At 60.8% G+C, this 11,475-nt stretch carries 10 protein-coding genes; 8 read left to right on the top strand and 2 right to left on the bottom strand.

Annotated elements, in window-relative coordinates:
- The 3 genes from ACIP8I_RS08395 to ACIP8I_RS08385 all read left to right on the top strand — a co-directional run.
- The coding region (locus ACIP8I_RS08395; RefSeq protein ID WP_400760166.1) for an aldehyde dehydrogenase family protein at positions 1-639 on the top strand (639 nt) is incomplete at its 5' end.
- Positions 640-825: 186 nt separating this feature from the next.
- Positions 826-2,103, top strand: a complete 1,278-nt coding sequence (gabT, locus tag ACIP8I_RS08390) for a 4-aminobutyrate--2-oxoglutarate transaminase (RefSeq protein WP_400760164.1) — start codon at positions 826-828, stop codon at positions 2,101-2,103.
- Positions 2,104-2,244: 141 nt separating this feature from the next.
- Positions 2,245-3,456 (top strand): HDOD domain-containing protein, encoded by a 1,212-nt coding sequence (locus tag ACIP8I_RS08385; RefSeq protein ID WP_400760161.1) that lies wholly within the window; start codon positions 2,245-2,247, stop codon positions 3,454-3,456.
- A 130-nt stretch (positions 3,457-3,586) separates the two neighbouring features.
- Here ACIP8I_RS08385 and ACIP8I_RS08380 read toward each other — a convergent pair whose 3' ends face one another.
- Positions 3,587-4,576: a GGDEF domain-containing protein gene (locus ACIP8I_RS08380; RefSeq protein WP_400760159.1), complete on the bottom strand. Its 990-nt coding sequence runs from the start codon at positions 4,574-4,576 to the stop codon at positions 3,587-3,589.
- Between the two features lie 247 nt (positions 4,577-4,823).
- A complete protein-coding gene (gene desA, locus ACIP8I_RS08375) occupies positions 4,824-6,008 on the bottom strand; it encodes a delta-9 fatty acid desaturase DesA (protein WP_007963495.1) in 1,185 nt (394 codons plus the stop codon).
- A gap of 147 nt (positions 6,009-6,155) precedes the next feature.
- On the opposite strand from desA, the gene dibA reads away from it, so the two are divergent.
- From dibA to cysW, 5 genes are all read left to right on the top strand, one after another.
- Positions 6,156-8,075: a phosphodiesterase DibA gene (gene dibA / locus ACIP8I_RS08370; RefSeq protein ID WP_400760156.1), complete on the top strand. Its 1,920-nt coding sequence runs from the start codon at positions 6,156-6,158 to the stop codon at positions 8,073-8,075.
- 290 nt (positions 8,076-8,365) lie between these two features.
- Entirely contained in the window at positions 8,366-8,548 is a 183-nt protein-coding gene (oscA, locus tag ACIP8I_RS08365) for a sulfur starvation response protein OscA (RefSeq protein WP_003220508.1), read from the top strand.
- A 148-nt stretch (positions 8,549-8,696) separates the two neighbouring features.
- A complete protein-coding gene (locus tag ACIP8I_RS08360; RefSeq protein ID WP_108590226.1) occupies positions 8,697-9,710 on the top strand; it encodes a sulfate ABC transporter substrate-binding protein in 1,014 nt (337 codons plus the stop codon).
- A 131-nt stretch (positions 9,711-9,841) separates the two neighbouring features.
- Positions 9,842-10,660 carry a sulfate ABC transporter permease subunit CysT gene (gene cysT / locus ACIP8I_RS08355; protein WP_027611147.1) on the top strand — a complete coding sequence of 273 codons (819 nt, stop codon included), beginning with the start codon at positions 9,842-9,844 and terminating at the stop codon, positions 10,658-10,660.
- A gap of 12 nt (positions 10,661-10,672) precedes the next feature.
- On the top strand, positions 10,673-11,475 hold an 803-nt coding region (gene cysW / locus ACIP8I_RS08350), incomplete at its 3' end, for a sulfate ABC transporter permease subunit CysW (protein WP_400760152.1).

The raw sequence follows: 11,475 nt of genomic DNA, 5'->3' as shown, positions 1-11,475 counted from the left end.
GACCTGGATAAGGCCGTCGAAGGCGCGATCATTTCCAAGTACCGCAACAACGGCCAGACCTGCGTCTGCGCCAACCGTCTGTACATTCAGGATTCGGTCTACGACGCGTTCGCCGAGAAGCTGAAAGTGGCGGTGGCCAAGCTGAAGATCGGCAACGGTCTGGAAGAAGGCACCACCACTGGCCCGCTGATCGACGAAAAAGCCGTGGCCAAGGTGCAAGAGCACATCGCTGACGCCGTGGCCAAAGGCGCCACCGTACTGGCCGGTGGCAAGCCGATGGAAGGCAACTTCTTCGAGCCGACCATCCTGACCAACGTGCCTAAAGACGCTGCCGTCGCCAAGGAAGAAACCTTCGGCCCGCTGGCGCCGCTGTTCCGCTTCAAAGACGAAGCCGAAGTGATCGCGATGTCCAACGACACCGAGTTCGGTCTGGCCTCCTACTTCTACGCTCGTGATCTGGGCCGTGTGTTCCGTGTGGCTGAAGCCCTGGAATACGGCATGGTCGGCGTCAACACCGGGTTGATCTCCAACGAAGTCGCGCCATTCGGCGGCATCAAGGCGTCGGGTCTGGGCCGTGAAGGCTCCAAGTACGGCATCGAGGATTACCTGGAAATCAAATACCTCTGCCTGGGCATCTAAGCCGGGAAAGGGATCGCTGCAAACGCAAAGGGCACGAGAGCGCTGTCCCTTTGCGTCGTTTCAAAACCGGAATTTTCTCTGCGGCCAGGAACGCCGTGGCAGTCGATCATCGCATGCTGCCACCGCCGATTTCTCCCGCTTAATCCTTGAACCACGCCGCCCGATGAGCGGTGAATGAGGACTGTAATGAGCAAGACTAACGCTGATCTGATGGCCCGCCGTACCGCTGCTGTTCCACGTGGTGTTGGCCAGATTCACCCGATCTTCGCCGAATCGGCGAAGAACGCTACCGTGACTGACGTTGAAGGTCGTGAATTCATCGACTTCGCCGGCGGTATCGCTGTGCTGAACACCGGCCACGTGCACCCGAAAATCATCGCCGCCGTGACCGAACAGCTGAACAAGCTGACCCACACCTGCTTCCAGGTACTGGCCTACGAGCCGTATGTTGAGCTGTGCGAAAAGATCAACGCCAAGGTGCCAGGTGATTTCGCCAAGAAAACCCTGCTGGTGACCACCGGTTCCGAAGCCGTGGAAAACGCCGTGAAAATCGCCCGTGCCGCCACTGGCCGTGCCGGCGTGATCGCCTTCACCGGCGCCTATCACGGTCGCACCATGATGACCCTGGGCCTGACCGGTAAGGTCGTGCCTTACTCGGCCGGCATGGGCCTGATGCCAGGCGGCATTTTCCGCGCGCTGTACCCGAACGAGCTGCACGGCGTGAGCATCGACGATTCGATCGCGTCCATCGAGCGCATCTTCAAGAACGACGCCGAGCCGAAAGACATCGCCGCGATCATCATCGAGCCTGTGCAGGGCGAAGGTGGTTTCTACGTCGCGCCGAAAGAATTCATGAAGCGTCTGCGTGCCCTGTGCGACCAGCACGGCATCCTGCTGATCGCTGACGAAGTGCAGACCGGCGCTGGCCGTACCGGGACCTTCTTCGCCATGGAACAGATGGGCGTTGCTGCCGACCTGACCACTTTCGCCAAATCCATCGCTGGCGGCTTCCCGCTCGCCGGTGTCTGCGGCAAGGCCGAATACATGGACGCCATCGCTCCGGGCGGCCTGGGCGGCACCTACGCCGGTAGCCCGATCGCTTGCGCGGCGGCGCTGGCCGTGATGGAAGTGTTCGAAGAAGAGCAACTGCTGGACCGCTGCAAGGCTGTCGGCGAGCGTCTGGTAACCGGTCTGAAGGCCATCCAGGCCAAGTACCCGGTGATCGGTGAAGTGCGTGCGCTGGGCGCGATGATCGCGGTCGAGCTGTTCGAAAACGGCGACAGCCACAAGCCGAACCCGACCGCTGTCGCGGCTGTGGTAGCCAAGGCGCGCGACAAGGGCTTGATCCTGCTGTCCTGCGGCACTTACGGCAACGTGCTGCGCGTCCTCGTACCGCTGACCTCGCCGGACGATCAACTGGACAAAGGCCTGGCGATCATCGAAGAGTGCTTCTCGGAGCTGTAAGCCCCGACTCCGTGTGATCGGTTCGACAAAAAACCCGCTTCGGCGGGTTTTTTTACGCCCCTTGAAACACATCCGGCGCTTTTGCGCTGTATCGAAAGGCCAGCATTGGCTAAGGTTCAGGCATTGCAAGGGAGAGCGCGCATGACTGCCGTTGATTTACCCGCCGTACCCCGAGTGCTGATTGCCGAGGCTGATCCATGGTCCCGGGACCTGCTTAAACAAGTGTTGCTCAATGTGCGCTGCGATGCGCGGCTGGACCTGTGTGCCGACGGCCAGCAAGCCCTGTCTTTACTCAGCGAAGTGCCCTATGACCTGGCCATTGTCGATTGGGAGTTGCCGGGCATCGACGGCTTGAGCGTGCTACGCAGCGTGCGGCAGCGCAAACGCAATCCGCCGCTACCGTTCATTCTGATGAGCAGTCGCAACGACAGCGCCAGCGTGCGTGAAGCCATTCCGTTGGCGCCCACGGCCTACCTGACCAAACCGCTGAACATGGAAAACCTGACCGAGCGCTTGCAGGGGTTGCTGCTGGATGCGGGCGAAGAGGTGTTTTGCGAAGTGCCGGCCCTGGCGGCGGGCATGACCCTGTCGGTATTCCTTGAGCGGCGTCGTGAGCAGGCTGACGGTGCGCCGCTGATGACCGATGTGCAGGTGGCGGTGAAGCGCAGCCTGAACCCGAACGGACTTGATCTGAAGCTGCTGGAAGAAGAAATCCGCACCGATCCGCAGATCACCGCCGTGCTGATCGCCGCCGCCAACAGCGCGGCGCAGCATCATGGCGCGGCGGTGCAGACCCTGGGTCAGGCGCTGCATCGCCTCGGCACCGGGCAGAGCATGAACCTGATTCTCGGCCTGGCGCTCAAGCGCAGCGCCAAACTCAGCGATCCATGCCTGGCGGACTACGCCGAGCGCTATTGGGGGTTGTCGCTGCACACGGCCGAATATGCCCGCACGCTGGCGCGCCTGCTCGATCTGGATCAGGAGCGCTGCTACTGCGCCGGTATGTTGCATCGTCTCGGTGACCTGGCGTTGCTGCGCTGTTTGCAGGAGTGGAAGCAGGCCGGCGGCGAGCTGGATGAGCTGGAGGAAGTCGGCGACGCGCTGGCGGAATTTGGTGCGGCCTACGGTTCGGCATTGCGCACACGCTGGCGCTTGCCGCTGGAGCTGCGTGAGTTGATTGCCTCGGTCTACCAGCTCGGAGGCGGGGTTTACTCCCGTGAGGCGCTGGTGATGAACATGGCAGCGCAAATGGCCCGTCTGACCGAGCATGAAGGTGTTGAGGAGTTGGCGAAAAGTCGCACGGCGCGGCTGTTGAAGATCGGGCTGCCGGAACTGATGCGGATGCGCAAGTAACCGGATTCACGTGAATCCCCCTGTAGGAGCTGCGGCACGCTGCGATCTTTTGATTTTGTTTTTAAAGACAAGATCAAAAGATCGCAGCGTGCCGCAGCTCCTACAGGGGAGGTGAATCAGATGGTGGGTTTCAGCTTGAGATAATCCGGTTCTTGCCCTGACGCTTGGCCTCGTACATCGCCGCGTCCGCCCGGGCGAACAGGCTGTCGAGGCTTTCGTCTTCATCCTTGAGGCTGGTCAATCCCTGGCTAACGGTGATGCCGAAGGTCTGGCCGTCGACATTGAAGCTCAACCGCTGAATCTCCTGCTGCAGGCGCTCGGCCACTTGCTGCGCCATGTCCGGTGCGCAACCGGGGAAAACAGCAGCGAACTCCTCGCCGCCGATACGTCCGAACAAATCACCCCGGCGTAACGACGCGCGCCCGCACTCGGCGATGCGCTGCAGCACGTTGTCACCCTCCGGGTGGCCGTAGCTATCGTTGATCTGCTTGAAGTCATCGATGTCCAACAGCAGAAAGGCTAGAGGTGCACCTTGCAGGCGCGCCTCTTCGAACTCGCGGTTGGCGCATTCGAAGAAATGTCGGCGGTTGCTGCTCTGGGTCAGCACGTCAGTGGTCGCCAGGCGATGCAGCTCGGTTTCCATGTGCTTCTTGTCGGTGATGTCTTCGGCGATGCCGACAATGATCACCGGTTGACCGGGCTCGTCCTGACGGTTGATGAAGCATTTGTCGCTGAGCCAGCGAACCTGTCCGTCAGCAGCGATGATCCGGTATTCGCGGTCTTCCACAGCGCCTGTGTGCAGGACTTCGGCAAGGCTGCGTTCGGCGTAATCCAGGTCGTCGGGGTAGATGCTGTCGCGCCACTGGTTGTAATCGGCGAGCAAGAGCCCTGCCGAGCGCCCGAAAATCCGCTCATACGCAGGGCTGACGTACAGCACCTGACGGGTTTCCCAGTTGAACGCCCAAAGCACCGCGTTGACGCTCACCAGCAGTGAGCTGAACAGCTGTTCGCGCTCGCTCAGCCGGGCGACTTCGCCTTGGGCGTGCATCAGCGCCATCAGGGTTTGCGCGGCCTCGGGCCACTGCGCAAGGGATGAGTCTTTTTGATTGTTGTTGACCATCGGCACATATCTCAAAGGGCGTGCCGCGATTTCGACAACGACCACAGTACAGCCCGCCAGGGTGGCGAAGTGTCTTTGAGATAGGGCTTTCGGTGCTAAGTTCCGCGCTTTTGTGGCGAGGAAGCTTGCTCCCGCCGGGCGGTAGATATGACGCGTTTCAGCAATGAGAACGCGTCGACAAATTTGCGGTAGCTGCGCTACCGATCGGGGATGAATCCCCTCGCCACAGGGGATTCGTTCATGGCGGTCAGGCTGCGGCGGGGCGCAGCGAGTAGGTTTTCAGCTGGTCGGCGAATTCACGCAGGGACTGGATGCCGCTGGCTTCAGCCTCGTGCACCCATTCCTTGATGGCGGCGAGCATGTCGTGACCATTGGCGCTGGTCTTGACCCAGATCTGCTGCAGGGCCAGGCGTTTTTCGTAAATTACCTTTAGCGCCTGGCTGTGCTCGAGCATGTTCTGGATGCGCAAGTGATGACGGTCCTCCAGCAGGCTGGTTTCCCGCGAGAGCAGGCGTTTGGCCCGATGGAATTGATGGCGTACCGAATGATCGACCTTGTCCAGCTCCTGCTTGACCAGCGGGCCGATGACCAACTTGCGGTACTGGGCCATGATCTGGAAGCGGTTGTTGAGGATCGCCATGGCGGTGTCCATGTCCAGACTGCCTTTGCCTTCGACGCGGTGGGCGATCGGCGCCACACGCTGCACCTTGGCCAGACCGAGGAAGCTGAAGACCTTGATCCACGCCCAGCCGAGGTCGAACTCCCACTTTTTCACCGACAGCTTGGCCGAATTGGGGTAGGTGTGATGGTTGTTGTGCAGCTCCTCGCCACCGATCAGGATGCCCCACGGCACCAGATTGGTCGCGGCGTCGCGGCACTCGAAGTTGCGGTAGCCGATGGCATGGCCCAGACCATTGACCACGCCGGCGGCCCAGACCGGAATCCACATCATCTGGATCGCCCAGATGGTGATACCGATGGTGCCGAACAGCAGCAGGTCGATGACGCCCATGATCGCCACGCCCAGCAGCGGATAGCGGCTGTAGAGGTTGCGCTCGATCCAGTCTTCCGGGCAGTTCTTGCCGTAGATGCGCAGGGTTTCCGGGTTCTCGGCTTCGGCGCGATACAGCTCGGCGCCTTTGCGCAGCACGGTGGACAGGCCCTTGATGACCGGGCTGTGCGGGTCATCTTCGGTTTCGCATTTGGCGTGGTGTTTGCGATGGATGGCAGTCCACTCGCGGGTGTTCTGCGCCGTGGTCAGCCACAGCCAGAAGCGGAAAAAGTGTTTCAGACCGGCGTTCAGCTCAAGCGAACGGTGGGCCGAATAACGGTGCAGATAGACCGTGACGGCGACAATTGTCACGTGGGTCATCAGCAGGGTGACCGCGACCAGAGACCAGGCCGACAAGCCAAGAAAACCTTCGTACCACATAGGCTATAGGGCCCTCGATAAAGATAAAAACAGCCGTTGCATTATCACCAAGCACACAGATAAAACCAGTCGCCCTTTCAGATAAGAGTCGCTGGATGTTTCTTCACCTATAATTCCAACCTTTTTTGTAGGGACATGGACAGCCGAATGCCTGCCACTTACCGCGATGCCTTGCGTGCAGCGCTGCTTTACCTGGTGCTTGCTGTCGTCTGGCTGCAGGGCACTGGTTACTTATTGAACAGTTTCTTTGATGAGTCTGTCGATCTGCAGCGATGGCAACTGATCAACGGTTACGTCTGGGCGGCGCTCAGTGCCGGGCTGATCTTTCTGGCGCGCGTTCGCTTGTGCGAGTTTCTCGGCATCGGCGCGCGGTTGCGTGAGCGTCAGGCTGACCGTGAGCGCCTGCGCCAGGCGGCTGCGGTGTTCGATTGCACCCGTGAAGGGGTGCTGGTCACCGACCGTCAGGGGTTGATCGTGCACGTCAATCGCGCGTTCATGGAGATCACCGGCTATCAGCGCGAAGAAGTCCTCGGGCATCAGCCAAGCCTGTTCAAGTCCGGCCACCATCCGCCGGGCTTCTATCAGGCAATGTTCGCCACGCTGGAGAGCGAGGGCGAATGGAGCGGGGAAATCTGGAACCGGCGCAAGAGCGGCGAGATTTATCCACAGTGGCAGACCATCCGCGTGATTCACGACGATCAGGGCCGCCTCAGCCATTATGTGGCGGTGTTTTCCGACATCAGTGCGATCAAGGATTCCGAACACGAACTCAAGCACCTCGCGCACCACGATCCACTGACCGATCTGCCCAATCGCCTGCTGTTCAGCGACCGCGCCGAGCAGGCGCTGGCGTCGGCGCAGATCCACAAGCGCGGCTGCGCGTTGCTGATGATCGATCTGGATCACTTCAAGATGATCAACGACAGCCTCGGCCACAACGTCGGTGACCGCTTGCTCAAAGCCGTGGCGGCACGCCTGCAGGAACTGTTCGGCCCCGGAATTACTCTGGCGCGGCTTGGCGGTGACGAGTTCGCGGTGCTGGCGGAAAGTTGTCCACAGCTGGTGCAGGCGGCGGCGCTGGCTCAGCGCATTCTCGATGCGCTGAAGGAGCCATTCTGCATCGATGCGCATGAGCTGTTCATCAACGCGAGTATCGGTATCAGCCTGTTCCCCAGTGATGCGTTGAGTGCCGACCAACTTCTGCGCAATGCCGACGCCGCGCTGTTCAAGGCCAAGAGCAGCGGCCGCAACGGTTATGCGTTGTACACCGAAGAGCTGACCGCCCACGCGCAGCAACGGGTCGAGATCGCCTTCGAACTGCGCCGCGCGCTGGAGCAACAGGAACTGCGGGTCTATTACCAACCGGTGCACGATTTGCACAGCAGTCGCCTGATCGGCGTTGAAGCGCTGGTGCGCTGGCAGCATCCGCAGCGCGGTCTGGTGTCGCCGGCGGAGTTCATCCCGATTGCCGAGCGCACTGGCCTGATCGCCGAAATCGATGCGTGGGTGATGCGCCAGGCCTGTTCGCAGATGTGTCAGTGGCAGCAGGCCGGGATTGTGCTGTCGTTTGTCGCGGTGAACGTGTCGTCGCGCCTGTTTGCCCGGCGTGAGCTGTATCAGCAGGTGGCGCAGGTGCTGCACGAGACCGGGCTGGATCCGGCATATCTGGAGCTGGAAGTCACCGAAAGTGCGGTGATGGATGATCCGGAAGTGGCGCTGGAACAAATGCACCGGTTGCGCGAGCTGGGTATTCGCTTGGCCATCGACGATTTCGGCACCGGCTATTCGTCGCTGCTGCGACTCAAGCGCCTGCCGGTGCAGAAGCTCAAGATCGATCAGGGTTTTGTCGCCGGCCTGCCATGGGACGAGGACGACGCGGCGATTGTCCGGGTAATCATCGCACTGGCTCGTAGCATGGGCATGCAGGTGCATGCCGAAGGGATCGAGCAGACCGAGCAGGCGGCGTTTCTGCTGGAGCAGGAGTGCGATCTGGGGCAGGGCTACTGGTTTGGGCGGCCGGTGCCGGCGGGGGAGATTGATTGGGCGCGCGCACCGTTTATCGGTTGAATCCGATTCTGTGGCGAGGGAGCTTGCTCCCGCTGGACTGCGTAGCAGGCCAAAAAAAACGGCGAGCGCTTCGCACTCGAACGGGAGCAAGCTCCCTCGCCACAGGGGTTGCGGTGTTCTTTCGTCGCGTGAACACCGCGCAAACCCTTGCCCCGCCACATAATGTTTTCCAGTTATATAAACATTCTTAAATAGTCTTTTTAAGAATATCTGCGACTCTCTTATATTGCTCCCACGCCGAACGCAGTGCCGCCCACTGCCAGGCAAATCCCATTCAAAGGAGCAGCACCATGAGCGCATCCCTTCGCAGCGTTGACGGTCAGGACGAAACCACGATCTTGCGTGAAATCCAGAGCGCCCTGCGCGATCTGCGATTTGGCGCAGTGGAGATCACTGTGCACAACGCCCAGGTCGTGCAGATCGAACGCAAAGAGAAATTCCGTTTGCAGCAGCCGGGTAACAAGCCGAGCTGATTTGAAGATCAAAAGATCGCAGCCTGCGGCAGCGCCTGCAGGGGGCTGTGCGCAGGAGCTGCCGAAGGCTGCGATCTTTGAACCGGCACACCCGATTTGCGCAATACATAAGAAAAAGCCACCACCAAGAATTCCAGGAGCTTTCACCATGTCGTCGATTCGCCGTTACGCTTTGGCCGCGCTGGCCAGCGCTGTGTTTGCCGGTTCCGCAGTTGCCAAGGATTACGAACTGCTCAACGTGTCGTATGACCCGACGCGCGAGCTGTATCAGGACTACAACGCCGAATTCATCAACTTCTGGAAAAAAGAACACGCTGGCGACAACGTGAAAATCCAGCAATCCCACGGCGGTTCGGGCAAGCAGGGCCGGGCGGTGATCGACGGTCTGCGCGCCGACGTCGTGACCCTGGCACTGGCCGGCGACATTGACGAAATCGCCAAGCTCGGCAAGACCCTGCCGGCCGACTGGCAGAAGCGTCTGCCGGACGCCAGCACTCCGTACACCTCGACCATCGTGTTCCTGGTGCGCAAGGGCAACCCGAAAGGCATCAAGGACTGGGGCGACCTGGTCAAGAACGACGTTTCGGTGATCACCCCGAACCCGAAAACCTCCGGCGGTGCGCGCTGGAACTTCCTTGCCGCCTGGGCCTACGGCCTGAAAGCCAACGGCGGCAGCGAAGAAAAAGCCAAAGAGTACGTGCAGACCCTGTTCAAGCATGTTCCGGTACTGGACACCGGCGCTCGTGGCTCGACCATCACCTTCGTCAACAACGGTCAGGGTGACGTGTTGCTGGCCTGGGAAAACGAAGCGTTCCTGGCGCTGAAAGAAGATGGCGGCGCCGACAAGTTCGACATCGTCGTGCCGTCGCTGTCGATCCTTGCCGAGCCACCGGTGGCGGTAGTCGACAAGAACGCCGAGAAAAAGGGCAACGAGCAGATCGCCGAAGCCTATCTCAAGCACCTGTACAGCCCGGCCGGTCAAGAGATCGCCGCGAAGAACTTCTACCGCCCGCGTGACAAGGACGTGGCGGCGAAGTACGCCCAGCAGTTCCCGAAACTGGAACTGGTGACCATCGACAAGGACTTCGGCGGCTGGAAAACCGCGCAGCCGAAATTCTTCAACGACGGTGGCGTGTTCGACCAGATCTATCAGGCGCAGTAATCTGAGCACAACCCGGACTCATTGTGGCGAGGGAGCTTGCTCCCGCCTGAGTGCGCAGCGCTCATAAGAGGTAGGGACTGCTGCGCAGTCCAGCGGGAGCAAGCTCCCTCGCCACACAACCAAGGACTTTTATGTCGCGTCGTATCTCCCCCGTCATACCCGGCTTCGGGCTGACGCTGGGTTACACCTTGGTGTACCTCAGCCTGATTGTGCTTATCCCGCTGGCGGCGATGTTCGTCCACGCCGCCCAACTCACCTGGGATCAGTTCTGGACGATCATCACCGCGCCACGCGTGCTGGCAGCCTTGAAGCTGAGCTTCGGCACCGCGCTGTGTGCGGCGATCATCAACGGCATCATCGGCACGCTGCTGGCCTGGGTGCTGGTGCGCTACACCTTCCCCGGGCGCAAGGTCATCGACGCGATGATCGACCTTCCGTTCGCCCTGCCGACGGCGGTGGCCGGTATCGCCCTGACCGCGCTGTACACCCCGACCGGTTTGGTCGGCCAGTTCGCCGCCGACCTCGGTTTCAAGATCGCCTACACCCCTTTGGGTATCACCCTGGCGCTGACTTTCGTCACGCTGCCGTTCGTGGTGCGCACGGTGCAGCCGGTACTGGCTGACATTCCCCGTGAAGTCGAAGAAGCCGCCGCCTGCCTTGGCGCGAAACCGTTGCAGGTGTTCCGCCATATCCTCCTGCCAGCGCTGTTGCCGGCTTGGCTGACCGGTTTTGCCCTGGCGTTCGCCCGCGGCGTCGGCGAGTACGGCTCGGTGATTTTCATCGCCGGCAACATGCCGATGAAAACCGAGATTCTGCCGCTGCTGATCATGGTCAAACTCGACCAGTACGATTACACCGGCGCCACTTCCATCGGCGTGCTGATGCTGGTGGTTTCCTTCGTCCTGTTGCTGCTGATCAACCTGTTGCAGCGGCGCATCGAAACCCCATAAGGAGGCGCGAACATGTCCCAATCGTCTATTGCGGCCGCGTCCTCGGCCAACGCTGCCCGCCGTGGCAGTGCTACTTCGCGCAGAATCCTGATCGGTCTCGGCTGGCTGATCTTTTTCCTGTTTCTGGTGTTGCCGTTGTTCATCGTGGTGTCGCAGGGGCTGAAAAATGGCCTCGGTGCATTCTTCACGGCGATTTTTGAACCGGACGCCTTGTCGGCGCTGAAACTCACGGTGATCGCCGTACTGATTTCGGTGCCGTTGAACCTGGTGTTTGGCGTCAGCGCCGCGTGGTGTGTGAGCAAATACTCGTTCCGCGGCAAGAGCATGCTGGTGACGCTGATCGATCTGCCGTTCTCGGTGTCGCCGGTGATCGCCGGTCTGGTCTACGTGCTGATGTTCGGCGCTCAGGGCCTGTTCGGGCCGTGGCTACAGGATCACGATATCCAGATCGTCTTCGCCCTGCCGGGCATCGTCCTGGCGACGATCTTCGTCACCGTGCCGTTCGTGGCCCGCGAGCTGATCCCGCTGATGCAGGAACAAGGCACGCAGGAAGAGGAAGCCGCGCGCCTGCTCGGCGCCAATGGCTGGCAGATGTTCTGGCATGTCACCGTGCCCAACATCAAATGGGGCCTGATCTATGGCGTGGTGCTGTGTACTGCGCGGGCCATGGGTGAGTTCGGTGCGGTGTCGGTGGTCTCCGGGCACATTCGCGGGGTGACCAACACCTTGCCGCTGCACGTCGAGATCCTCTACAACGAATACAACCACGTGGGCGCGTTCGCTGTGGCGAGCCTGTTGCTGATCCTGGCGCTGTT

The organism is Pseudomonas sp. NPDC088414, from assembly GCF_044753325.1.
Taxonomy (GTDB): domain Bacteria; phylum Pseudomonadota; class Gammaproteobacteria; order Pseudomonadales; family Pseudomonadaceae; genus Aquipseudomonas.
Note: the sequence above shows the minus strand (reverse complement) of the source record. Positions and strands in the feature narration are given on the sequence as shown.

Bases quoted from the DNA above. Each gene is read 5' to 3' on its own strand.
- gabT (WP_400760164.1), top strand. From the start codon at position 826: ATGAGCAAGACTAACGCTGATCTGATGGCCCGCCGTACCGCTGCTGTT.
- ACIP8I_RS08385 (WP_400760161.1), top strand. From the start codon at position 2,245: ATGACTGCCGTTGATTTACCCGCCGTACCCCGAGTGCTGATTGCCGAG.
- ACIP8I_RS08380 (WP_400760159.1), bottom strand. From the start codon at position 4,576: ATGGTCAACAACAATCAAAAAGACTCATCCCTTGCGCAGTGGCCCGAG.
- desA (WP_007963495.1), bottom strand. From the start codon at position 6,008: ATGTGGTACGAAGGTTTTCTTGGCTTGTCGGCCTGGTCTCTGGTCGCG.
- dibA (WP_400760156.1), top strand. From the start codon at position 6,156: ATGCCTGCCACTTACCGCGATGCCTTGCGTGCAGCGCTGCTTTACCTG.
- oscA (WP_003220508.1), top strand. From the start codon at position 8,366: ATGAGCGCATCCCTTCGCAGCGTTGACGGTCAGGACGAAACCACGATC.
- ACIP8I_RS08360 (WP_108590226.1), top strand. From the start codon at position 8,697: ATGTCGTCGATTCGCCGTTACGCTTTGGCCGCGCTGGCCAGCGCTGTG.
- cysT (WP_027611147.1), top strand. From the start codon at position 9,842: ATGTCGCGTCGTATCTCCCCCGTCATACCCGGCTTCGGGCTGACGCTG.